The following is a 23,333-nucleotide window of genomic DNA, read 5'->3' as shown; positions in this document are numbered from 1 at the left end:
CGGCGGCGGTCGCGGCACCGGCCCGGCGCGCCGCACGTCCCGCGCGCGGTGACGCGGCCGGCGCGGGCTGCGCCGATTCGCCGGCGCGGGCGCGCCAGAGCGATTGATAGAGATCCCAGTGCTGCTGCGCCATCTCGCGATAGGTGAGCGGCCGCGGCGCCCCGGCGCGCAGCTGCTCCCAGAGATCCGGCGAGCGGATCGCCTCGATCAGCCGGTCGACCAGGCTCTCGGCGCTGCCGGCGCGGAAATGCAGGCCGTCGATCTCGTGGCGCACCTTCTCGGCCATGCCGCCGATATCGCTGCAGATCAGCGGCCGGCCATGCGCGAAGGCTTCCTGGATGACGATGGGCGAGTTCTCCCACCAGGTCGACGGCACGACGACCCAGTCGATCTCACGCATCAGGGTGGGCAGCTCAGCGCCGCGATAGGCGCCATGGAAGCGCACCCGGCGGCCGGCCTGGCCGATCAGGCGCTTCAGCTCCGCCTGGAACGCCTCCGGCTGCAGCTCCAGATTGCCGCCGAAGATGTTGAGCACGCTGTCCTCGCCCCAGACTTCCTGCGGCACGCGGCCGACCGCATCGATCAGCACGCGCACGCCCTTGAACTCGTTCAGCTGGCCGAAATAGGCGAAGCGGTTGCGGCGGCCGCCGCGCTTGGGCAGCGTCCGGGCCGGCGCGATTTCGTGCAGGTCGAGGCCGTTCTCCAACATGCGCATGCGCCTGGGCGGGATGCCCCAGTCGACGAAGCGGTCGATCAGGAAGTGGCTCGGCGACACGAAGCAATCGACCTGATCAAAGAACGATTTGATGAACATCTCGCGACGCATGAATTGCGCCGGCGCGATATCCGGGAAGCACATCGAGCAATCGGCCGGCGAGGCCTTGGAGCAGAGCTGCTGGCGGCGCGTCTTCACCATCTGGCCGTGGTGGTTGCAGATCGCCAGATACTCGTGGAGCGTCACCACGACGGGCACGTTCGGCAGCGCCTTGCGGACGGCGAAGATCGCCTCGACGCCGAAGCCGAGGAAGTGGTGGAAGTGCACCAAATCCGGCTTCACGTCGCGCAGGAAGCGGGCAAAGGCGCTGTCGAGCGTGGCGAGGTCGCGGTTCGACAGCCGGAAATAGTCGTAGTCGTTGGCGTAGAACAGCGTCTCGCGTTCCTTTTGGCGCAGGCTGAGGAACGGCGTGTCGCGATGCGGCGCGATCGGCGGGCCGACGCGGGCGAGATAGTGGCTGTCGCAGCCCGGAATCTCGCTCAAGCCGCGGAACAGGTTGTAGGAGGCGACCTCGGCGCCGCCGATCGAGACCGACGGATGGCCGTGCGAGAGGACGAGAACGCGCTTCGGGTCGGCGGTCACTGGCGAGCCCCCTCTTCCACATTGGCTTGCCGCCATTTGCGGCCGAAGCGGCCCTGATCCACCAGCCGGCAGGCGCGCGTCCACTTGTCGTTGGCCAGATCGGCCGGCTCGTCGTCGAGCGCATAGAGCTCGACGCCCGGCACCCACAGGCATTGCGCGCCGGCGGCGCGCAGGCGCAGCGACAGGTCGTCGTCCTTGAAGGCCGGCCCGACGAGGTCGCGGCCGAAGCCGCCGACATTGAGGAACAGCCGGCGCGGCATCAGGCAGCATTCGCTGGTGATGCCGCCGACCGCCGAGGTGCCCTGACGCTCCAGCCAGTGCCGCGAATAGCCCTGGAAGCGCGCCGCGCTCTGCAAGCCGTCGTCGCGATCGCCGATCACCGGCTCGCGGCCGGCATAGCGGATCGACAGATCCTCGTAGATCAGGGTCGGGCTGACGGCGGCGGCGCGGTCGGCGCTGGCCAGCTCGCGGCCGAGGCGGCGGATCCAGCCGGCTTCCTTCGGCAGTACGTTCAGGCCGAGGAACAGGACATGCTCGGCCACGGCCTGGCGGGCGCCGAGGTCGAGCGCTTCGTGCCGGCCGAGCGCCTCGGCGGTGAGCAGCAGGCGCCCGCCCAGGCGGAAGAATTCGACCATGCGGCGGAACCGGCCGATGGCGCGTTCGGCACCGGCCTGCGGCGCCACCACCAGGATCTCGGCGCGCGCCATGTCGGGATCGCCGGCCAGACGCGCGAGGCTCACTTCCAGATCGCCGCCGAGCGAGGGCGCCGGCAGCACGATCGAAACACGCGCTTCGCGTAGCGCACCGAACTCGACCGTCGCGGCCGGCGGGTCCGCGGCCGCAGGCGACGCGGCACCACCCGCCATGACCGGCGCCAGGTGCCGCACGATCATGGTTTCGGCTGCCGGATCATCGAGTTCGAGCCCGGCAATCATGTCACGGATCACCGTCGTGGCGGCCGGCTGCGTCCAGGCCAGCGGCAGGAATCCGGCCTCCTCGTCCTCGATCACGATCTCCACATAGAAGCGCTCGTCATCCCGCGTTCCCCGCATCTCCTGGGGTACGAAGACGACGAAGCCGTGCCCGTGATCACCGACCCGCAGCTTGGGGCCGATCATCGAATCCGCCTCGAAGCCGTGCGACACGTCGGGCCGCGGCAAGCGCGACCAGATGGTGTCGATCCGCTCGTAGACGCCGCCCGTGCTCTTGAGCAGGACGCGGCTGACCTGCCGCGCGGGATCCAGCATCCAGCCGGTGACGAAGATGCCGGCGCCCTCGGCCCGGATCGCGCAGTCGAGCGCCGCCCGCACCGGCCGGTGCAGGGTTGAAACCGTCTCCTGGCCCTCGAAGCGCGGCCGGCAGATCCGCTTGAACGAGCGGCGGATGTCGACCGGCGCTTCGATGCGCGGCAGCATCTCCGCCACATGGCGCGTCGCATCGGCGCCCTCGAACCGGGTCGGATGATCGACGATGGTGAGGTGGTGGTAGCCGGTCGTCGACCGGAAGTAGATGCGCTTCACCGCCGCAGGATCGATGTCGCGCACCGACAGCATGAAGCCGACCATGCCGTGCGCCTGGTCCAGCAGGTCGGGACGGGCGAAATGGCCGATCACGCCGGGGAAGCGATCCATATCGTCGGTCTCGATCCAGAGCTCGGCCGCGCCGGCGGCCAGATGGATCGACCAGCCCTGGACAAAGAGACCGCCGCATTCCGGCCGTCCGAAGATTTCGACGAAGCCGCCCTGTTCGGAGATCTCCCGCAGGAAGGCATGCAGGAAGCGGCGCGTGCGGGCGCTGGGCGCGCCCAGCTCGGCATCGAGCAGCGCCCCGAGCAGGAAATCGAATGCGGCCGCGAGCGCGCCCGGCGCGGTCGCGACCAAGGTGCGGAGAACCGTCGACGGGCCAAGCTCCACCCGGCCGACCGCCGGCAAGGGACGGGCGGCACCTTCTTCGTCCACCAGGGTGAGATCGGCAGGGCGCACCAACGCCAATCCGTCGGCGCGGATCACCGCGAGCGCCGCGCCGGCACCGTCCTCGCCGACCCAGGACAGCGCCCGGAAGGCGCCCTCGCTCGTGCCCTCCGCGAACCGGACCCGCGCGCGCGCCGGCAAGGCAGCCGCGCACCGGCCCAGTAGGACCAGCGTCTGCTCGTCGAGAAGCACTGCCAGATCAAAGCGATCGCCGGGCGAAGACGCGTTCATTTCGGCCCCAAATCAATGCTGCCGACGCTATGGCGGTCGGCTTGCCATCTGGTTAATGCGCGCTTAAGCGGCAGCGCGGCCGGCCTCTCCGAGCCCGCCATACAGCGCCAAATGGCGCCGGGCGATTTCGCGCAACGACGGCAGTTCTGGCCTTCCCGCGCAAAGACGATCCCAGAGGATGGTATCCGTTGCAGCCTCGCGCAGAAGCTTCGCAAGAGCGGCCGGGTCATTGGGCCTCAGATGCAAACCATCCACCCCATGCCGCACCTGCTCAGCCAATCCACCTATGCCGGAAACAATAGGCGGCCGCCCATGGGCGAAGGCTTCCAGCACGACGAGCGGCGCATTCTCCCACCATGTGGACGGTGCCAGCACCCAGTCGATGCCGGCCATGCGGGCGGCGAGCTCATCCGGCTCATAGCCGCCGGCCCAGGTGATGCGCCCCTCGCCCGCCGCCACCGCCTGCATCACCTCATCGCGAAACTCGGCGGCCTGATGGCGCAGCGACCCGTGCAGCTGCAGCTCGAATTCCACGCCGCCTTCGCGCGCCAGCTGCTGTGCCGCGGCGATGGCGACCCGGACGCCCTTGTGCGGCGCAAGGTTGCCGAACAGGCCGAAGCGGTTGCGCGCGCTCCGCGGGGCCGCCTCGGCCACCTGCACCGGGGGGCGCGCATTCGGGATGTGCTCGATCCGCGCCGGCGGGATGCCGAAAGCCGCGAAGCGGTCGCGGGCGAAGCGGCTCGGCGTGACGAAGGCGTCGACCAGTTCGAGGTGGCGCAGCAGATGGCCGCGGCGCAGGACGAACTTGCTCTGGTGGATCTCCGGGAAGCAGCCGTGGCAGGCATCGGCGGAGGCGCGCCCGCAAAGCTCGCCCGAGCCGCGCTTCACCATCAGGCCGTCATTGGCGCAGATCGGCACGTAGTCGTGCAGGGTCATGACCAGCTTCGCCTGCGGCAGCAGCCGGCGCAGCAGGAACAGCGTCTCGACGCCGATGCCGAGCAGGTGATGCAGGTGCACGACATCCGGCTGGAAGGCGATGAGCAGTTCGCGCAGATCCGGCCCGATCGCCAGGCCATCGCGCCGCATCAGGTTGAAGGCGTCGAAATCCTCGCTCCACAGCAGCACCTCGTCGGGCGCGCCGCCGATGGTCTGGAACTCGGTGCCGTTCTTGCGCTCGCGCTCGCCGGCATTCACCGCGGCGACGAACAGCGCCTCCGCGCCCTCCGCCTTCACCGCCCGGAACAGATCGTGCGCCAGAATCTCAGTGCCGCCGGCATGCAGATGCGGGTGACCATGGGCGAGAAAGAGGATGCGTGGCATACGGCTCATCATTTGCGGCCCTTGCGTCGAGCGCGGCTGGCTTGCTCCGGCGCGGCCTCGGCCGCAATCGTTCCGGCGGGCGCCGAGCCGGCCGCGAAGCGGCGCATCGCCGCCTCCATCGCCGCCTGCCAGCGCGCGGCATGCAGCAGCCTGTTGCATTCGGAGGCGAGCCCGCGGGCATGGGCGCCGTGCAGCGGCACCGACTGGCGCTCGAGATGCAGCAAGGTGGCGCGCGGCTCGTACCAGCAGCCGAGCCCCTCCGCGGCGAGGCGGAGGCAGAGATCGGAATCCTCGTAATCGCCGACCAGATAGCCTTCGTCGAAGCCGCCGAGCCGCTCGTACGCCGCGCGCCGCATCACCAGGCAGGCGCCGGTCAGGGCGGGCACCAGGCGGGCTTCGGCAGCCGGCGCGAAATCGCGCGGCAGCCCCTTGAAGAAGTGGCGGTTGCGCCAGGCGCCGCGGTCGTCGGCGGCGAAATAGAGTCCGGCATGCTGCAGCGAGCCGTCGTCGAACAGCAACCGGGCGCCGGTGGCGCCGATTCCGGCTCTGCCCAGGGGCTCGCTCAGCGCCGCCAGCCAGCCCGGCCGCTTCGGCACGACGTCGGAGTTGAGCAGCGCCAGCACCTCGCCCCGGGCCACGGCCGCGCCGGCATTGTTGGCGGCCGCGTAGCCGAAATTGCCGGATTGCACGACGAGGCGGATCGGGCGGGCATAGTTCGCGGCAAGATGCCGGAGGGCGATCTCTGCCTCGGCACGCTGTTCCGGCGAATCCAGCACATAGACCAGCTCGGCATCGCCGAGCCCGCCGTCGAGCGCGAAGGCGGCGATCTGGAACGGCAGGAAATCGAGATTGCGGTAGAGCGGCACCACGATCGACGCCACCGGCGCTGCCAGACGCGGGCCGAGATCGATGACCTCCGGCGCCGCCCGCCGGGCCAGATGGGCCGCGTTGAGCGCCTGCGCCGCCGGCAGCACGGTGTCGGCGAGTACATGATCGGCAGCGAAATCGGCCGGCAGCGCGCCCAGCACCGCGTCGCGTGCCGCCGAAGGGCCGAGGGCGCGCATCTCGGGCCGCAGGCGGAGCCGCGTGCCGGAGCGCAGCTGCAGCGCGAGCTCGGCGAGCTGCGCGCTGGCGCCGAGGCGCATCACGAAGCCCTGCAGCGACCGGATATCGGCGCCCGCCCGCAGCCTCAACCGGTCGGCCAGATCGGGCCGCGGCATCGTATGCACGACGGCGGCGACGCCGGCATCGATGCGTTCGACCAGCCCCAGCGGATCCCGTATCCAGCCGGCGAGGAAGGCATGTCCGCTGGTGTCGTCGATGGCGAGATCGATCTCGGCGCCGACCGGCAGCGCGGGATCGGTCACCGCGATGGCAGGCGCCGGCGCGAACAGGCCGATCTCCGCGGCGAGCGCGCCCGCCGCCGCGTCGCCGGCGGCGCGGCGATCCTGCAGATAGCGGACGGCGACCGCGCGCTCGGCTTCGGCCGGCTTGCCGGCGAGCCATGTCGGCATGTCCGGCGACACCGCCGCGTCGCCCGACAGCTGGCGGATCAGCAGCCCGCCTTCGGCGATCAGTGCGAGACGGAGCGAGGCGCCGGGCAGGCGCGGCATCACCAGATGCAGCGGCATCCGCCCCTGCCGCGCGCGTCCCGCATCCGTTTCCGGCTTCACCGGCAGCTCGACTACGCGCCGGTCGCCGATGGCGAGCGCGCTGAGGATGCGGCCCGCCGCCGCCGGCAGGCCGGTCGCGCAGAGCAGCGCCCCGCCGGGCAGGCGGAGCCGCGCATGCAGCGGGCCGGGGCTGGTGCTCAGCGTCGTGACCAGCGCGCCCATCGCCGCGGCATAGCCCGCATCCGATCCGATGCCGAAGCTCACGCGGCAGGTGTCGAGCAGGAAGCGCGCCAGGCGAAGCCGGCCTTCCGGAGACAAACCCGCCACCAGAGGCTCGATCGCGAAATCCTCGATCTCGGCCGCCATCGGCAGCTCGGCGGCGCCGAGCACTTCGCCATCCGCATTCGCGATCTCGATCCGGCGATCTTCGGTGGCCAGCGGCCAGCGCGCCGCCAGCACCGAGCGGTCGAGGTTCCATCGGGTCGGCAACACGGCGCGCGCGACCGGCGCCGGCAGCGGCTCGCCGCCGATCCGCACCTGGCCGCGCTCGGTGCCGAGCGCGTGCGACTGATCCCAAACGAAAAGCGCCACCCCGCGGGCGACGCCGAAGACGCGTGGTGGCGTGATCTTCAGATCAAGTCTTCGATGCAGCATGGACCACGACCATCACAAAACAGATCCGCCCGAACGCGAAGAATCCGGGCGCCGGCAGGCGGGGGTCCCGCCGGCGCCCGGTCATCGTCACACGACGCTGAAGTAGTGGCTCGGATCGTTCACCACGTCGTCGGCATTGACGCCGCGCAACGTCACCATGTCGCCATTGCCGAAATCGATGACGGTGTTGCAGCCGTCCTCCGACACGAAAGCGGCCACATCGGCGGCTGACGTGATGCCGGTGCCGTTGATGTCCTTGGCGATGCGCAGGATGTCCTCGCCGGCACGGAAGTCGAGGACCACATCCTGACCGCCACCGCCATTGAACTGGAACACGTCGTCGCCGCAGCCACCCTGCAGCACGTCATCGCCGGCGCCGCCGCTCAGGAAGTCGTCGCCGCTGCCGCCGAGCAACTTGTCGTCGCCCGCTCCGCCGAACAGCTTGTCGTCGCCATAGCCGCCGAGCAGCTTGTCGTCGCCATCGCCGCCGCTCAAGACGTCGTCGCCGGTGCCGCCGTTCATGTGATCGTCGCCGGCGCCGCCCGATATCACGTCGTCGCCGCTGCCGCCGTCGAGGCGATCGTCGCCCGCGCCACCCCAGACGCGATCGTCGCCGGTGCCGCCGAACACGTGGTCGTCGCCGTCACCACCGCCGACGATGTCGTTACCCGAGCCGCCATCGACATGGTCATCGCCGGCACCGCCCGTTACCAGGTCATCGCCCGCCTCGCCGCGCAGCTTGTCGTTGCCGTCGCCGCCGAAGATCTTGTCGCTGCCCGACCCGCCATCGATCTTGTCGTTGCCAGTCAGGCCAGTCAGCAGATCGTCACCCGAGCCGCCCTCGACCTTGTCGTTACCCGCGCCGCCGAAGATCGAATCGTTCCCGCTGCCACCTTCAAGATGGTCATTCCCGTCGCCGCCAAGGATACGGTCGTTGCCGGAGCCGCCATCGACCTTGTCGTTGCCGGTGCCCGCCAGGATGCGATCGTTGCCGCCGCCCCCCTTGACCCGATCGTTGCCGCCGCCGGCATCGATGAAATCGTCCACTCCAGTGCCCTTCAAATTGTCCGGAAAGGCGCTGCCCGGAATTGTCGCCATGCCACTCTCCTGTCGTGCCAGCGCCGCTCGTCGCCCTCGGCGCAACGGGGCGGAGAATTACTTGAACACCCATAATCGTCAAATGAATTGATGGTTACGGATACAATTGACTAGAGAATGATTCGCGTAACGTCTGAATAAAAAGACCGCAAAATTTTAGATTGTTCGATTTATATGTTCATGTTCTATTTACCGGATGGAATCCCGTTGGAAGCCAACGGGTTGCGGCGGGAGTCGCAGTTTCTGGACGCCCGGCCGGGGGCGGATATCATCGCGGCGCACGTCATCGGGGAGGATGTGGAAATGGCCAGGGCCTTCGCCTCGCGGGGCGATCTTGTAGAGAAGAAGGTTACTTTCGAACGGCTGACCGACGAGGCCTATGCCTATTCGGCCGAAGGCGACCCGACATCGGGCGTCATCATCGGCGACGACGCGGTGATGGTGATCGACACGCGCTCCACGCCGGTCGCCGCCCAGGACCTGATCGATCGCGTCCGCAAGGTGACGACGAAGCCGATCAAGTATGTCGTGCTGACGCATTATCACGCCGTGCGGGTGCTCGGCGCCGCCGCCTACAAGGCGGAGCACATCATCGCCAGCGAGGACACCTACGACCTGATCAAGGAGCGCGGCGCGCAGGATTTCAAGTCCGAGACCGAGCGCTTCCCGCGCCTGTTCCAGGCGGTCGAAAGCATTCCGGGCCTGACCTGGCCGACCCTCACCTTCCGCGGCTTCATGCGGATCTGGCTCGGCAAGCTGGAAGTGCAGCTGATGCAGGTCGGCCGCGGCCACACCAAGGGCGATACGATCGTGTGGCTGCCCAAGCAGAAAGTGCTGTTTTCCGGCGATCTGGTGGAGCGCGGCGCCGCGCCCTATACCGGCGATGCCTACCTGCGCGAATGGCCGAAGACGCTCGACAATCTGCGCGCACTGAAGCCGCGCATGCTGATCCCCGGCCGGGGCGATGCCTGCAAGACGCCGCGCGAGACGGAGGCGGCGATCGCCGGCACCCAGGATTTCCTGCGCGTGCTGGTGCAAGGGGTGCAGAGCGGGGTCAAGCGCAAGCAGGCGCTGAAGCAGATTTTCAGCTCGACCCGCGGCAAGATGCTGCCCAAGTTCGGCCAATGGGCGATCTTCGAGCACTGCATGCCGTTCGACGTGTCGCGCTGCTACGACGAGCTGACCGGCCACGACGACCCGCGGATCTGGACCGCCAAGCGCGACCGCGAGATGTGGAACGCCCTCGCCGATTGAGAGCGGCACAAAAAAGAGCCCCCGGGGGGTACCCGGGGGCCAGTGGGTCTCAAGGGGATATGTCTCGGGGAGAGACGATCCTGTTGTAGACCGCCATGTCTTAACAATCGGTGATCCAGGTCACTCGGCGAGAAGTTTTTTCGGCCCCCTGGACGGGGCCGGCAAACCTGCCTAAGGGATGGCCGGCAAGGCAATTCGGCAGCAGCCGCATGAGGATATGGATCGACGCCGCGCCGGCCCAGGCCTCGGCACGCGTCTTCGGGCTCTCCCTGGTGGAACGGATCGAACGGTTAACCCGGCGGATACCATCCGCCCAGGTGACGGTCGACCGCGGCCCCGGCGCGGCCGGCCGGCGGCTCAAGGCCTTTGCCGCCGGCGGACCGGAGCCGATCCTGGCGGTGGACGGGGCCGGGGTGTTTGACAGCCGGCTGCTCCCCTTCCTTGCCGCGCGCGACGGCTCGGTCGCGGTCACGGGCGGCGAGGGCCCGCGGCGCGCCGCGGCGATGCGGATTGGATCCGCCGCGGCCCTTGCCGCGGTGCCGGACGATGCCGCCGGCCTGGGCGAGATCGCCGATGCCGCCGTGACCGGCGGCGCGGCCCGCCGGCTCGAGCCGACCGAGTTCCCGACCTTCGTGATGGGCCTGCGGCGCGACCTGCCCTATCACCTGGAGCGCCTGCCGGATGCGGCGGCGCGCCGCGCCTATGAGCGCTTCCTGTTCTGGTCGAACTACAAGGGCTCGACCGATTTCCTGACGCGCTGGGTGTTCCCGCTGGCGGTCTGGCCGCTGACCCGGCTGGCCACGGCGATCCGGCTGCATCCGAACTGGATCACCCTGGCGGGCGTGGTGCTGGCGCTTGCCGCCGTGCCCCTGTTCATGGCGGGCTGGGTGTGGACCAGCATTGTCATGTGCTGGGTCATGGCCGTGCTGGATTCGGTGGACGGCAAGGTCGCGCGCGTCACCATGACCGAATCCGCGATCGGCAACTTTCTGGACCACGGCCTCGATATCGTGCACCCGCCGCTCTGGTATCTCGGCTGGGCCTGGTGGCTGTCGGACGGTGCGCTGGAACATCCGGCCTTCATCGCGGCGATCTGGCTCTGCGGCTTCTACGTCGCCGACCGGCTGGTGCTGGCGGTCCCCAAGGCGCTGTGGGGCCGCGGCCTGCACGCCATGGACCGCATCGACAGCCTCGTGCGCACCGTCATCTCGCGGCGGAACGTCAATCTCCTGATCTTCACTCTCGGCCTCGCGCTCGGCGCGCCGGTCGCGGCCTTCTACGTCGTCACCGTCTGGGCCGGCGCGACCCTCGCCTGGCATGCCGGCCGCACCGCCTGGCTCGCCGCCACCCGGCCGCGGGTGGTTGCGGCAACCTGACATCCGGCGCTGTCGCAGATTGCGAACTATGCTAGTGATGCCTTTGTTGCGTATCGGAAAACCGTGGCCCCTCTAACCGCATGAAGTCGACTTCCACACCGGCCGGCCTGCGCGCCGTGTTCCATATCTTCTTCCGGGGCGGACACGGTCGGCAATACTGGGTGCTGTTCCTGCTCGTGCTCGGCGGCGTCGCCGAGAGCATCGGGCTGGCGAGCATGCTGCCCCTCGTCGCGATCGCGACCGGCGAAGTCGGCCGGGCCAAGCCCAGCATGCTGGACCAGATGGTGCGCGACGCATTCGCCGCCTTCGGCGCGACGCCCGATCTCCTGACGCTGTGCATCGCCATGGTGGCCGGCACCGTCGTCAAGGGCGCCATCGTGCTCTACGCGATGAACCAGGTCGGATATGCCGTCGCGGAAGTTGCGACCGACATTCGCCGCGTCCTGATCGAGCGGCTGCTCGACGTGCACTGGGGCTACTTCACCCGCCAGCCGGTCGGCCGCCTTGCCAATGCGGTCAGCGGCGAGGCGACCCGCGCGGCCGAGGCCTATCTCTCTTCCTCGCAGGTGCTGAGCCAGATCATCCAGACCGCCTTCTACATCGCGCTCGCCTTCCTGGTGTCGTGGCAACTCGCCGTCACTTCCATCGTGGTCGGCTCGCTGATGTCGCTGGTGCTCAACCGGATGGTGCGGCGCTCGCGCGCGGCCGGCCGGCGCCAGAGCCGCTTCACCGGCGATCTGGTGGCGCAGATCACCGACGTGCTGTCGGGCATCAAGCCGCTGAAGGCGATGGGCCGGCATTCGCGCGTCTCGGGCGTGCTGAACCAGCGCATCCGCGCCTTGAACAAGTCGGTTAAGAAGCAGGTCTTCTACAAGCAGGCGCTGAAGAACTTCCAGGAGCCGATCCTCGGCCTCGTGCTGGTCAGCGGCTTCTATTTCGCCATCACGGTGTTCCAGCTGCCGTTCAGCCAGATCCTGGTGCTGAGCGCGCTGCTGGCCAAGGTCGTCAACTCGATGAACCGGGTGCAGCAGCAGCTGCTGATCATGGCCGCGTGCGAAGGCGCCTACTGGTTGGTGCAGGGGGTGATCCAAGAGACCACTGCCGCCCGGGAGAATCCTGGCGGCGGCCGCATCCCGACCCTGGACCGCGCCATCGAGCTGCGCGACATCACCGTCGCCTACGACGACAAGGTCGTGCTGGAGAACATCGATGTCAGCTTCCCCAAGGGCAAGCTGACCACGCTGATCGGCCCGTCCGGCGCCGGCAAGACGACGCTGTCGGATGTTCTGCTCGGCCTGGTCAGCCCGCGCTCCGGCCATATATTGGTCGACGGGGTGCCGCTCGAGGAGCTCGACCTCGAGCAATGGCGCGAGCTGGTCGGCTATGTGCCGCAGGAGCTGTTCCTGTTCCACGACACCGTGATGAACAACGTGACCCTGGGCGACCCGCATGTCACGCCGGAGGAATGCCGCGCCGCGCTCGAGGCAGCCGGCGCGTGGGCGTTCGTCGAGCAGTTGCCGCTGGGAATGGACACCGTGGTCGGCGAGCGCGGCACCCTGCTGTCGGGCGGCCAGCGCCAGCGCATCTCGATCGCGCGCGCCCTGGTGCGCAAGCCGAAGCTGCTGCTGCTCGACGAAGTCACCAGCGCGCTGGACCCGGTGACCGAGGCCGAGATCTGCAGCCGCATCCGCCAGCTCAGCGGCGACCTGACGATCCTGGCCGTCACCCATCAGCGCGCCTGGGTCGACGCGGCCGACATCGTCTATCGTGTCGGCCAGGGCCGGGTCGAACGGATCGAACACCAGCCGAAGGCGGTCAACGCCTGAGCGCGGCTGCCACGGCCGGCACGGCTACCGATAGGTGAAGTAGGCGCGCAGCAGGCCGAGAATGGCGGCGACCTCCGCCGCCGCATCGCGCAGCCGAAACCGGCGAAGCGCCTTCCAGAGCCAGCCGACGCGTTCCCAGTAGAGACGTCCGAGGCGCAACGGGCGCTGAGGCGTGATCCCGGCGACCGCCTCCGCCAGCGCTCCGGCGCCGAGCCGGCGGCGGATTTCGACGGCCGATACGCGCGCCGCCAGCAGATCGAAGAAGGCCTCACGGCCCAGGTCCCGCGCCCTCTCCTGCAATCCGGTCGCCGAAGCCATCTCGCTCCAGGTGGAGGCTGCGGTCGGATCGGCGACGACGCGCAGCACGTCCTCCGCTGTGCGATAGGTCAGGAAGCGCCCATAAGCGGCCTCGTAGGGACCGAGCAGGTCGCAGGCCTCGACCACCGGGATCGCTCCAGCGAAGACCGCCTCGTAGAGCCGGCCGATCAGATGGAACTCGTTGCGCCCATGGATGCGCAGCGGCACCAGAGCGAACCGCGTGCGCCGCATGCGCTCGACATATTCGCTGTCGTCGAGGCGGCGCCAGCTGGTTTCGTCGTCGATATTGGTGTCGACCTCGATGCCGGCCGCTCGCAAGGCGGCGATCAGTTCGTGCCGGCCGCTTTTCGGCCGGCCGAACATGCCGACGGCGACAGGCCTTGCCTGCGGCGGCGCCGTGCCGGCCGCGCGATAGAGCTCGCTCGACACCAGGTGCATGAAGCACCAGCGTTCGCGATAGCGCGTGCCCCAACCGATTGCGCCGTCGAGGCTCAGGATCAGGTCGGCAAACTCCGCATAGCACCAGGTGACCTTGCGGAAATCGATCGCCTCGTCGGTGGTCAGCAGGATGAAGCAGGCGGTCGGCCAGCGCGCCTTGAGGGCAGCGAGTTGCGCCCGCGACAGGCAGAACGGCTGATTGCCGATATTGAGAACCACATAGTCGGGCGCCGCGTCGCCAGCTGCTCGCACCAGCGCCGGCACCACGCCTGCCGGCCCGCGATCGACATAGAGCGCGGCCACGTCCACCGCCGTTGCGGTGAAGCGAGGATCTTCGAGCAGCGCCACGAACAGGCCGATATAGGGGTCGGCATGCACGCCGTGGGCCAGCATATCCTCGAGCCCGTCCCAGTGCCGGCGCGTACGCGGGCGCATGAAATTGTCGGACAGCAGCAGCAGCAGCTTCACGCTGCCCCTGCCGCGGCCGGCTTGCACCGCCGGCGCCCGGCGTGATGCCTTCTCGCTCACGTCATGCCTGGTGGGTCACGCCGGCGCGACGCCTATCGCCCGCGGTGCCCGCCGCACGGGCGCTGCCGGCGCGGCGTCGCGGACGGTCACGAAACGGCTGGCCGGCAGGGCGCCGTCGAGCACGAGGCAGTAGCGGCGGCTTTCAGCCGCCGCCGCGGCATCCGTGAAGCCGAGCCGCGGATAGAGACCGGCCACCGGCTGGTTGCGCGCGCCGGCGACATACTCGCCGACCAGCGCTCGCGCGCCGCCCGCCCGCGCGCGCTCGGCCAAATGCTGCAGGATGCCGCTTTCCACGGTGCGGCCCATGGCACGGCAGGACAGCACCCAGGTATCGATCCGTGCCGTGTCGCCCTCGCGCAGCAGGATGGCGACGCCGATCGTGCCGTAGCCGCCGAAACGGTCGACCAGATCGTAGGCCCAGACCTCCGCTCCGCCCGCGGCAAGAGTGGCCAGCGCCTCGCGGCCATGCCGCCGGCCGGTCAGATTGAACTGGTTGGTCTTGGCGATCAGGTCGAGCACACGCTGCTCGTTGCCGGGGCCGAGCGGCGCCGGCGTCAGTTGGAGTTCGAGCGAGCGGTAGTAGTCGTCGAGATCGCCGAGCGCCGGACGCGCCGCGCGGCGTTGCCGTTCCTGGTCGTACATGCGGCTCCGCGCCCGGTCCTCGGCGGTCACCACCGGCACCGAGAAGTCGCCGCTCGCCGCCAGGGCCGGCACCAGGTCGGCGATGTCGTCGGGGAATTCCGGCACCAGCACCTCGGGCAGCAGGCGCCGCACCTCTTCGCGCTCGAACCGGCTGTCGTCGAGGAAGCAGGTGCCGCTGGGCGTCAGGTTGAGGCTGTCCAGTATGTCGGCGAGGTTGCCGGATTTCGGCTCCCAGTTGATGCGCATCTCGACGAAGTGCTCGGGCTTCAGAAGCATCTCCGGCCGCCGCTCGAACACCTCCATCGCGTCGCGCTCGTTGTTCTTGGAGACGGCGGCGAGCACGATGCCGCGCTCGCGCAGGCCGAGCAGAAACCGCTGCAGCCGGAGGTGGCCGAAGCCGCGGCCTTCGATATCGAGATCGACTCCCTGCCATCCCACCTCGCCCACCACGCCGCCCCACAGCGTGTCGTCCAGATCGACCGCGACGAGGCGCACCGCCCGACGGATGGAGCCGGCGATCGCGGCGGCGACGTGATCGGCAAATGCCGCCGTGGCATCCGGATGCGCGATCAGCTTGGCGTTGACGAAGAAGCGCGGCGCGTACCAGCGCTCGGCACCGATCCGGGTCACCAGCGGGTCGAGATCGAGCAGCACGGCCGTCCCGCCGAGCTGCGTCTCCACGGCGGTCAGCAGGCGCCGGCGCCAGTTGCGCGCCCATCCGGTCGGCTCCGCCTCCTCGGCCAAGGGCTCCGGCAAGGTGACCACGAACCTGGCATGCAGCCGTTCCGCCGCCCCCGACACCAGCCGCGCAAGATCGGCCGCGAAGGCTTCGGGATCGCCGGCCTCGCGATAGGCGAGCAGCTGCGAGGTGAGGGTCAGCAGGACGACGTCCGGGCGGAACGCCGCGGCGCCGGAATCTCCCGCGAGCAGCTCCACCTGCCACTGATTGTACGGCGCTGCGTAGATCTCCGCCCGATAGCCGCGCATCGCCAGCGCCAGGCGCAAGCCGCGCTCGAGGAAGGCCGTCGCATGATTGGCCAGCACGGCGACGCGGACCGAGCGCGGCAGCGCCGGCGGCGGCGCGGCGGCGCCGAACATCCGTTCGTGCAGCACGTTGAGCTGCTTGATGCCGAGATGCGGGCCGAACCCCTCGGTCATCAGCCCCCCTGCTTGGCGGCGGCGGCGGCCGCCATCGCGCCGGTATCGGCGAAGGCGGCGAGCTCGTCGCTGGTGAACTTGATGGCGAAGGCGCGCTCGACCTCGATGATGATGGTGATATTGGCGAGCGAATCCCATTCCGGCACGTCGCGCGCCGTCAGGCTCGGTGTGATCTCCAGATCCGGGCGGTCGAGCACCTCCCGGATCACCGGCGCGATGGTGGCGAGCGCCTCGGCGGCTGTCATGGTCGATTCCCGGTCCGGTCTTCGCGGGTGCGTTGCACGTGACTAACACCCGACTTGCGGCCACGCAACGCGCGCGCCGGGTGGCCCGGCATCGTCGCGCTAGGGGTGATTGGGGCGGTCCTGGTCGCCGTCGCCCTTGCTCACCAGGCAATCGGCCAGGCCGGCGGGCCGCGGCAGCCCCGGTGCCGCCCAGAACTCGACATTCTGCAGCCGGAGCCGCCGCTCGGTCGGACTGAGGCGGAAGGCCAGGGGCATCGTCGTGGCGTCCACCATGCCGGCGGCCCGGGCGGTGGCCAGGAACGGTCCGGCAGAGCACAGCAGATCGGCGAATGCGGCACCCGCATCCTGCATGCGGCCGAGTGCCGACGACAACGCCGCGCGCCCCTGCGCCGCGCCATCGGCCGGATGGAAGAAATCGACGATGCGGCCGACCGTGTCGTGCACCTCCCCCACGGCGCGCTCCAGGCGCCAGATACAGACCGCCGGCCCGGACGGGCCGGGCGCCAGGTCGATCTCGTAGCGGAACACCGGATGGCCGAGATAGCGCCAACGCAAATGCGCCGCACTGCGCACGGCGCCGAATGCCATGCAGGCGGGATACCGGCTCCAGTCGGGCGCGTAGTCGGCCGGCAATCCGCGCTCGACGGCGCCGGCCGGCACGGCCGGCAGCATCGGCTCGAGCTTCACCGCCGCGTCGGGCGCGAGGAAGCGGGCAGCGCGCATCGGGTCGAACACGGCGAGCAGGCGATCGATCGGCTCGAAGATGCGAAAGCCCAGCCGCTCGGCAATCGGCTTGTTGGCGGCGCTGGCGCCCTGCGCGAGCACGACCGGGAACCTCTCCTGCGCACGCCGCATCAGCACGGCGCCCGCGCCCGAGCGCTGGCCCGGATCGCTCATCCAGTTGCTGAGCCAGCCGCCCGCGACCGGTTGGTCGAACGCGCCCCAGAACAGCGCCGTCGGACGACAACCGAGCATCGAGACGATGCCGCCCTCGTCGCCGTACCACATGATGGACAGCGAGGCCGGGTCCTCGGCACCGCCGAACTGCCAGCGCATCAGAGCCTGGTCACGCAGCGCGTAACGCCGGCCGTAGCAACGGCAGAGGAAATCGTCGAGCAGCGGCCACAGCGACAGGGGGAACCGGTCGTGCAATGCCGCGGTCACGCCGTGATCTCGAACACGTTCGGCGCCAGCTGATGCACGCGCACCCGGTCGAAGCGGCCGAGACACCGTCCGAGCAGGGTCACGCGGTGGCGCACCTCGTCGATGCCCAGGCCGGGAAACCGCGTCCGCTGATAGGACTTGTCGTTCTTGTGCCCCGGGATGTGCTGGTTCACCAGGCGCTTCCTGAGCCCGCGGAGTTCGGCCGCAGCCCAGCCGGCCATGCGCCGCCGCATCGGCGGCACCGGCCGCGGGCGTTGCGCTGCGTGCGCGGCAACAGCGTCGATGATGCGATCGGAGGCGAGGCGATCCTGCAGCGCGGCGAAGGTCGTCTCGATCAGGTCGCGCCTCAACCGGCCATAGCGGAGCGAGCCGCCCTTGAGCACGGTGGAGACCTGCTCGATCACGGCCTCCTCGCTGCCCGCATCGGCGCTGAGATCGTTCGGCAGCGGGAAGTCGTAGCGCTCGTCGCGCTGCGGCCGGAAGGCGATGACGGGGTGATCCAGAGCGGCCGCCTCGATCCCAGTGGTGCAGCCATTGTGCACCAGCACCGAAGACGCGATCAGCCAGGGCAGCACGCCGCCCTCGAACACCACATGCACGTTGCGATGGCCGGCGGCCGCCTCGATCCACGGCGCATGCGCCTCGGACGGATGCGGGCGCAGCACGACCGACCGGTCGGGAAATGCCGCCGCGAGGCGCGGCAGCAGCCGGCGCATCGCATCGAAGATGCCCTGGAAATACGCATTCGAAGCGCGCCAGTAGTCGTCCTTCGGCGCCGCCGGTCCGCCCGGCGCCATCAGGCTCGGCTGGATGTGGTTGATGCGGCCGAAATTGGTGTTGACCAGGATGAAGCCGTCGCCGAAGCGGGCGCTCAGCGCCGCCGCCTCGGCATCGAAGAAGCCGCGCAGCTCGGGACGCATCATGTCGATGCGAGGATTGCCGGTGACCTCGACCGCGGTACCCTTGTAGCCGGGATAGGCGCGCAGCGTGCGCGCATTGTTCGGCCCCCAGGCGAGGAACAGGCGGACCTGATCGAACAGGTCGGGCGCCACCCGGTGCTTGTAGTAGCGCTCGTCCGAGGCATGCACGAGGCCCTCCTCGTCCCAGGCGACGATGTCGTTGCCCAGGTCCTGCAGGATGCGGAACATGCGCCGCGAGCTGCCGCGGAAATCCTTGGCGATGTAGATGCCGCGCGGCAGCGAGGCGATGTGCCAGTGCATCTCGGTGCGCGATCCGACCACGACCGGGTGGCCGCGTTCGGCCGCAACGCAGCCCAGCAGCAGCTTGGCATCGAATTCGCGGATCTGGTTCTCGGCCGGGATGATGAGAGGAACGTTCACCTGCTGGATTCCGCACCGGCCCCTGCATCGCGACCCGATGCGCGGCCCCTGCCCTTCTCGCTGCGATGCTGGCCCGCCCGCGGCCGGCCAAGCCCTGCCGCCGAGGCCACGGCTTCTAACACTGGCCCGGGCGCGGCGCAAATCGGGTAGAACGGGCGCCCGCACAGGAAGGCAGCCCTGCCGGAATCAGGATGACCAGCGCCGCGACCAGCCGCCACTTCACTTTGCAGGACCAGCTCGCCTTCGCCGCGCTGTCGGGTGACCGTAATCCGATCCATGTCGATCCGGTGCAGGCCCGCCGCCTTCTGTTCGGCGCGCCGGTCGTGCACGGCATGCACCTCGTGCTGTGGAGCCTCGACCGGCTGTCCACCGCAGGACACCGGCCCGAGGCGCTGAGCCGGGTGGAGGCGAAATTCGATTCCGCCATCCTGGTGGACGAGAAGGTGACGATGGAGCCGGCGGATATCGGTACCGGGGCGGTCGGCGTTCGCCTGCGCTCGGCCCGGCGCGGCGCGGTGCGCCTGCGGTTTGCCTTCGACGCGGCGCCCGCGTCCTGGCGGAACCCCGGCCCGCCCGCACCGGAGCCTTGCCGCGAACTCGGCTCGGCGGCGATCGCCGCCGCCGCCGGGTCGGTGCCGCTCGGCTACGACGCCGCTGGATTCGCCGCGTTGTTTCCGGCGCTGGGCGGCCTCGCCGCGCGGCAGGCCGCCTGGCTGCTGGCCAGCACGCGCATCGTCGGCATGCGGGTGCCCGGCCTGCACTCGATCTTCACCGGCCTGCAGGCGTCGTTCGATCCCGCCACCACGGTCGCCGGGCTGGACTATCGCACCCTCGACTGGGATGACCGGTTCCAGCTCGCCACCATCGCGCTCTCGGGCGGCGGCGAGGGGCAGGCGACGGCCTTGCTGCGGCCGGCGCCGGTCGGTCAAAGACGCTTCGCCGATATCGCCGCGCAGGTGGCGTCCGGCCGTTTCGCCGGCGCCTCGGCGCTGATCGTCGGCGGCAGCCGGGGCCTGGGCGAGGCGGGGGCAAAGCTGCTGGCGGCCGGCGGCGCGCGGGTCACGCTGACCTATCGCGACGGCCGCCAGGATGCCGAACGGGTAGCGGCGGAGATCAACGAAGCGGGCGGGCGCGCTGCGACGATGCGGCTCGACGTGACCGCACCGGACCGGGTGCCGGCCATGGATGGCGCACCGTTCACCCACCTCCTCTTCTGCGCTGCGCCGCGCATCCGCAAGGGCAGTGCCGATTTCGACAGCGGGCTGAGCGCCACCTATGCCGAGGTTTTCGTCCGCGGCCTGGAGCAGCTGCTGGCGGCGGCGGAACCGCATCTGGCCGGCGAAGTGACGCTGCTGGTCCCCTCGACGGTCTACATCGACCGGCCCGAGGCCGGCTTCACGGAATATGCCGCAGCCAAGTCGGCCGGCGAGGCGGCGGCCGAACGGGCGGCCGAACGGATCCGCACGGGCGGACGGAAGGTTCGGCTGCTCCAGCCTCGATTCGGGCGGCTGAGAACCGACCAGACCGCCCAGGTCGGCGGCAGCGACGGGGCGGATGCGGCAGACGCGCTGCTGGCCGTGCTTTAGGCGCGCGGCAGCTGGTTGGTGTCGAGCCGCGGAACCTCCAGCCGCGCATCGCCGAGCGACGCGACCGCAGACCGCGTCGTCAACGCCAGCGCACAGCCGAAGCCGTCGAGCAGCGACAAGGTATCCCGGTTGTAGTTGCCGTAGGGGAAGCAGAACGAGAAGTTCTGCCGCGGGCTGCCCAGCATTTCGAGCACGCGGAACGAACCGGTGATCTCCGCCGCCTGCTCCTCCCGGCTGAGCTTGCCGAGCCACACATGCCGGTCGCTGTGCAGGCCGATATGCATGCCGTTGGCCCGCATGGTGCGAAGCTCGGCCGCGCCCATATAGAGCTCCTCGGCGAAGCCCGGCTCGTCCCTGGTCACGAAGCGCTGGAACGCGGCGTCGGCGATCGACTGGCGCAGGCGGTCCGGCAGGACGAATTGCAGCATGCGCTTGGCATAGGCGACGCGCGGCTCGTCGAAGCGCGACGCGGTCATGAACTCGGCGCGGTACTGCTCGGTGGACCACAGCTGATGGGCGCCGCGCTCGGATTCGATGCCCGCCTCGATCATCTCGATCAAGGTGTCCGGGTCACCGATCGATGCCAGCACGAAATGCACGCGATTGGCGTCGAGGATCTGGCGGTCGATGGCGGTGACCGCGGCGGGATAGAAGGCGCCGGAGACGCCACGGTCGAACAGGCGCGGAAACACATAGCGGAAGTGATCGGCATAGCCGTCGTCGAAGGTGAGCAGCACCGGGTTCGGCGGCAGCTCGACGGGCTCGCCGTTGAACAGCGCGATCACCGTGTCCATGGTCACGAACTGATAGTGCCGGGCGAAATAGTCGAGCTGTGCCTCGAAGGCCCGGAGATCGAGTGCCTTGAGCGTCGGGAACTGGCTGCCCGCCAGCGGCCGGACATAGTGATAGGTGACGAGGGTAACGCTTCGATTCGGCATCAATACGTCAGCCGCTTCTCAATGGTGAGCTTGGCGTCGGCGATCGCGTCGGCGATACGCAGGCCCGCATCGCCCTCGCCATAGATCGGATCGGGCGCCGGGCGAGGCGATTTCAGGTGCCGCAGCACCGCCTGCTTGATCGCGTTGCGGTCATAGGGCACGTCGACCACGTTGCGGCCGCGATCGCGCCCTTCCTGGCGGCTGCCGATGTTTACGGCCGGAACGCCGAGATAGGCGCATTCGCGGATAGCGACGCTGGAATTGCCGACGATGCAGCGCGCCTTCATCAGCAGGCGCAGGAAGTCTTCCGGCGGCAGATTCTTGAAGAAATGCACATGCGGCAGCGCATGCGCCTCGCGATAGGCGCGGATGCCGCCGGACGTGCCGTCGGAGCCGGCATCGACATTGGGCCAGAACCACAGCGTTGGCAGACCGAGCTCGTCGATCGCGTGCAGCGTCTCGTTCACCTGCCGCCGCGTGTCGCCATACTCGGTCGTCACCGGGTGCTGCAGCACCACGAGATAGCCCTCCGAGATGTCGAAGCGCCGGCCGACGCCGCCGTACTTCTCGAACAGGTCGAACGGAAGCTCCGGCCGCTCCACCGCGAGGCGGGCGACGTCGATCGATGGACAGCCGGTGACGATCACCGCCTCGGGCCGCTCGCCCATGCGGATGACGCGTTCGCGCGCGCGGTCGTTCGCCACCAGGTGCAGGTCGGCCAGCTTGGTGATCGAATGGCGCACCTTCTCGTCGATCGAGCCGGTGATCTCACCGCCCTGCACGTGGATCAGCGGAATGTTCATGTAGGCGGCGGCGACAGCGGTCGCCATGGTCTCGAACCGGTCGGCGATGGTGACGACGGCATCAGGCTGCAGGTCGTCGAAGACGGTCGCAAGCTCCGCCATGCCGATGCCGGTCGACTTCGCCGAGGTGACCAGATTTTCGCCCTCCAGGATCATGTAGACCCGGCGATCGATCCGAAACCCCTCCTGCTCGATCACGCGAATCGCATTGCCATAGCGATCTAACAGCGCGGAGGCCGTGACCACAAGTTGCAGCTCAAGCCGGGAATGTGCGCGTATGGCAGCCAGGGCGGAGCGGATGCGCGAATAGCTGGGCCGCGCCGTGATGGCGACACAGATCCGGCGGGCCATCAGGCGGCCGGCTCGAGATCGTCGAGCGAAAGCAGCTGGTCGCGCTGGACGGCGCGCTTCAGGCGGCGGCCGATCAGGCTGCCGAGCTGGCTGGCGCGAATCCCGCTGCCCGGCTTCTTGGCCGCCAGATCCGCCGCCGCGAGTACCCGCCCGGCTGGAAGATCGGCGGCGGCCACCAGGCTCTTCATGAAGATGTCGCGCAGCGGCTCGGCCTGGGTGGCGACCGCGGTCTTGTCGACCGGATGCGATTTCATCGCCTCGATGGCGCGCACACCTCGGCACATCTCGGCGAATTCCGCCGTGGTGAGCGAGGCGACGACGTCGGGGCCGAACATTTCGCGCGACAGAGTGACGTGCACCTCGAGAACCTCGGCGCCGATTGTGGCAGCCGCGAGGCCGGGGAATATCGTCGCCGAATGATCGGAGAGACCGACCGCGGCGCCGTAGCGCTCGCGGAACAGGCCGAGGTTGTTGAGACCGACGGCCTCGGGCGGGCAGGGATACATCGAGGCGCATTGCATCACGGCGAGCGGCGCGGCATGCCGCACCACCGCCTCCACCGCCTGATCGATCTCCGCCAGCGGACTCATGCCGGTCGACAGCATGACCGGTTTGCCGGTCGCCGCCATGCGTTCGATCAGGGGCAAATTCGTGACCTCGCCGGACGCCACCTTCCAGGCGACCATGCCGAGGCGGTCGAGCAGATCCGCCGCCTCCGGCGAAAACGGCGAGCTCAGGAACACGAGGCCTTTCTCCTCGGCATGGCGCTTGAGGCCGGCCCACTGCTCGGGCGTGAACTCCATCCGGCGCCAATAGTCCAGCCGCGTATCGTCCTGCGGGCTGAACCGCGTCCGCCAGGGCTCGGCCGGCGTGCTCTCGGCGGCGGCGATATGGGTCTGGAACTTCACCGCGTCGGCGCCGGCCCTGGCGATCGCATCGATGAAGGCATGCGCCATGCCCAGGCTGCCGTCATGCGCCTGTGCAACTTCGCCGATCACGCTGCAGGGGCGACCCGGAATCGGATCGCGAAGCCAATGGGACATACCGGGGGAATCCGCGCTGGGCGGCCAAAAAGCGCGCGGACGCTAGCGCGCGCTCCCCGGCAAGTCAAAGGCGGGGGGCC

The 23,333-nt window shown here is 69.4% G+C and carries 17 protein-coding genes; 4 read left to right on the top strand and 13 right to left on the bottom strand.

Annotation, left to right across the window (positions count from 1 at the left end; translation table 11 throughout):
* The 5 genes from DT074_RS18435 to DT074_RS18415 all read right to left on the bottom strand — a co-directional run.
* On the bottom strand, nucleotides 1-1,393 hold a 1,393-nt coding region (locus DT074_RS18435), incomplete at its 3' end, for a glycosyltransferase family 4 protein (RefSeq protein ID WP_119421336.1).
* Nucleotides 1,354-3,558 carry a hypothetical protein gene (locus DT074_RS18430; protein ID WP_119421332.1) on the bottom strand — a complete coding sequence of 735 codons (2,205 nt, stop codon included), beginning with the start codon at nucleotides 3,556-3,558 and terminating at the stop codon, nucleotides 1,354-1,356. The genes DT074_RS18430 and DT074_RS18435, both read right to left, overlap by 40 nt.
* A gap of 63 nt (nucleotides 3,559-3,621) precedes the next feature.
* Nucleotides 3,622-4,878 carry a glycosyltransferase family 4 protein gene (locus tag DT074_RS18425; RefSeq protein ID WP_119421331.1) on the bottom strand — a complete coding sequence of 419 codons (1,257 nt, stop codon included), beginning with the start codon at nucleotides 4,876-4,878 and terminating at the stop codon, nucleotides 3,622-3,624.
* 8 nt (nucleotides 4,879-4,886) lie between these two features.
* Nucleotides 4,887-7,145: a glycosyltransferase gene (locus DT074_RS18420; protein ID WP_119421330.1), complete on the bottom strand. Its 2,259-nt coding sequence runs from the start codon at nucleotides 7,143-7,145 to the stop codon at nucleotides 4,887-4,889.
* An 87-nt stretch (nucleotides 7,146-7,232) separates the two neighbouring features.
* Complete coding sequence (locus DT074_RS18415; protein ID WP_119421329.1) at nucleotides 7,233-8,243, bottom strand: calcium-binding protein; 1,011 nt, start codon at nucleotides 8,241-8,243, stop codon at nucleotides 7,233-7,235.
* Nucleotides 8,244-8,546: 303 nt separating this feature from the next.
* Between DT074_RS18415 and DT074_RS18410 the strand changes: the two genes are divergently transcribed.
* From DT074_RS18410 to DT074_RS18400, 3 genes are all read left to right on the top strand, one after another.
* Nucleotides 8,547-9,497 carry an MBL fold metallo-hydrolase gene (locus DT074_RS18410; protein ID WP_119421335.1) on the top strand — a complete coding sequence of 317 codons (951 nt, stop codon included), beginning with the start codon at nucleotides 8,547-8,549 and terminating at the stop codon, nucleotides 9,495-9,497.
* Between the two features lie 209 nt (nucleotides 9,498-9,706).
* Complete coding sequence (locus DT074_RS18405; protein ID WP_162914998.1) at nucleotides 9,707-10,873, top strand: CDP-alcohol phosphatidyltransferase family protein; 1,167 nt, start codon at nucleotides 9,707-9,709, stop codon at nucleotides 10,871-10,873.
* An 80-nt stretch (nucleotides 10,874-10,953) separates the two neighbouring features.
* On the top strand, nucleotides 10,954-12,699 hold the full coding sequence (locus DT074_RS18400; protein ID WP_119421327.1) for an ABC transporter ATP-binding protein: 1,746 nt from the start codon (nucleotides 10,954-10,956) through the stop codon (nucleotides 12,697-12,699).
* Nucleotides 12,700-12,723: 24 nt separating this feature from the next.
* Here DT074_RS18400 and DT074_RS18395 read toward each other — a convergent pair whose 3' ends face one another.
* The 5 genes from DT074_RS18395 to DT074_RS18375 form a co-directional block, all read right to left on the bottom strand.
* Complete coding sequence (locus DT074_RS18395) at nucleotides 12,724-13,923, bottom strand: hypothetical protein (protein ID WP_162914997.1); 1,200 nt, start codon at nucleotides 13,921-13,923, stop codon at nucleotides 12,724-12,726.
* A gap of 75 nt (nucleotides 13,924-13,998) precedes the next feature.
* Nucleotides 13,999-15,783 (bottom strand): HAD-IIIC family phosphatase, encoded by a 1,785-nt coding sequence (locus DT074_RS18390; RefSeq protein WP_162914996.1) that lies wholly within the window; start codon nucleotides 15,781-15,783, stop codon nucleotides 13,999-14,001.
* Nucleotides 15,783-16,028 (bottom strand): acyl carrier protein, encoded by a 246-nt coding sequence (locus DT074_RS18385; RefSeq protein ID WP_119421324.1) that lies wholly within the window; start codon nucleotides 16,026-16,028, stop codon nucleotides 15,783-15,785. Before DT074_RS18385 ends, DT074_RS18390 begins: the two co-directional genes overlap by 1 nt.
* A gap of 99 nt (nucleotides 16,029-16,127) precedes the next feature.
* Complete coding sequence (locus DT074_RS18380) at nucleotides 16,128-17,192, bottom strand: hypothetical protein (protein ID WP_119421323.1); 1,065 nt, start codon at nucleotides 17,190-17,192, stop codon at nucleotides 16,128-16,130.
* A complete protein-coding gene (locus DT074_RS18375) occupies nucleotides 17,189-18,532 on the bottom strand; it encodes a surface carbohydrate biosynthesis protein (protein WP_162914995.1) in 1,344 nt (447 codons plus the stop codon). Before DT074_RS18375 ends, DT074_RS18380 begins: the two co-directional genes overlap by 4 nt.
* 191 nt (nucleotides 18,533-18,723) lie before the next feature.
* On the opposite strand from DT074_RS18375, the gene DT074_RS18370 reads away from it, so the two are divergent.
* Nucleotides 18,724-20,118, top strand: coding sequence for an SDR family NAD(P)-dependent oxidoreductase (locus tag DT074_RS18370; protein WP_119421321.1), 1,395 nt, complete (start codon nucleotides 18,724-18,726; stop codon nucleotides 20,116-20,118).
* Here DT074_RS18370 and DT074_RS18365 read toward each other — a convergent pair.
* The 3 genes from DT074_RS18365 to DT074_RS18355 are packed head-to-tail and all read right to left on the bottom strand — an operon-like array spanning nucleotide 20,115 to nucleotide 23,253.
* Nucleotides 20,115-21,056 (bottom strand): polysaccharide deacetylase family protein, encoded by a 942-nt coding sequence (locus tag DT074_RS18365; protein ID WP_119421320.1) that lies wholly within the window; start codon nucleotides 21,054-21,056, stop codon nucleotides 20,115-20,117. The genes DT074_RS18370 and DT074_RS18365 overlap by 4 nt on opposite strands.
* Entirely contained in the window at nucleotides 21,056-22,210 is a 1,155-nt protein-coding gene (neuC, locus tag DT074_RS18360; protein WP_119421319.1) for a UDP-N-acetylglucosamine 2-epimerase, read from the bottom strand. The genes DT074_RS18365 and neuC overlap by 1 nt, the downstream gene beginning before the upstream one ends.
* Nucleotides 22,210-23,253, bottom strand: coding sequence for an N-acetylneuraminate synthase family protein (locus DT074_RS18355; RefSeq protein ID WP_119421318.1), 1,044 nt, complete (start codon nucleotides 23,251-23,253; stop codon nucleotides 22,210-22,212). Before DT074_RS18355 ends, neuC begins: the two co-directional genes overlap by 1 nt.
* Nucleotides 23,254-23,333: the final 80 nt, after the last annotated feature.

This window comes from Desertibaculum subflavum (assembly GCA_003576705.1).
Taxonomy (GTDB): domain Bacteria; phylum Pseudomonadota; class Alphaproteobacteria; order Ferrovibrionales; family Ferrovibrionaceae; genus Desertibaculum; species Desertibaculum subflavum.
This window is presented reverse-complemented; position numbering and strand designations above follow the sequence as displayed.

Coding starts and splice junctions, on each gene's coding strand:
- DT074_RS18430 (WP_119421332.1), bottom strand. CDS start 3,558: ATGAACGCGTCTTCGCCCGGCGATCGCTTTGATCTGGCAGTGCTTCTC.
- DT074_RS18425 (WP_119421331.1), bottom strand. CDS start 4,878: ATGCCACGCATCCTCTTTCTCGCCCATGGTCACCCGCATCTGCATGCC.
- DT074_RS18420 (WP_119421330.1), bottom strand. CDS start 7,145: ATGCTGCATCGAAGACTTGATCTGAAGATCACGCCACCACGCGTCTTC.
- DT074_RS18415 (WP_119421329.1), bottom strand. CDS start 8,243: ATGGCGACAATTCCGGGCAGCGCCTTTCCGGACAATTTGAAGGGCACT.
- DT074_RS18410 (WP_119421335.1), top strand. CDS start 8,547: ATGGCCAGGGCCTTCGCCTCGCGGGGCGATCTTGTAGAGAAGAAGGTT.
- DT074_RS18405 (WP_162914998.1), top strand. CDS start 9,707: ATGAGGATATGGATCGACGCCGCGCCGGCCCAGGCCTCGGCACGCGTC.
- DT074_RS18400 (WP_119421327.1), top strand. CDS start 10,954: ATGAAGTCGACTTCCACACCGGCCGGCCTGCGCGCCGTGTTCCATATC.
- DT074_RS18390 (WP_162914996.1), bottom strand. CDS start 15,783: ATGACCGAGGGGTTCGGCCCGCATCTCGGCATCAAGCAGCTCAACGTG.
- DT074_RS18385 (WP_119421324.1), bottom strand. CDS start 16,028: ATGACAGCCGCCGAGGCGCTCGCCACCATCGCGCCGGTGATCCGGGAG.
- DT074_RS18370 (WP_119421321.1), top strand. CDS start 18,724: ATGACCAGCGCCGCGACCAGCCGCCACTTCACTTTGCAGGACCAGCTC.
- DT074_RS18365 (WP_119421320.1), bottom strand. CDS start 21,056: ATGCCGAATCGAAGCGTTACCCTCGTCACCTATCACTATGTCCGGCCG.
- neuC (WP_119421319.1), bottom strand. CDS start 22,210: ATGGCCCGCCGGATCTGTGTCGCCATCACGGCGCGGCCCAGCTATTCG.
- DT074_RS18355 (WP_119421318.1), bottom strand. CDS start 23,253: ATGTCCCATTGGCTTCGCGATCCGATTCCGGGTCGCCCCTGCAGCGTG.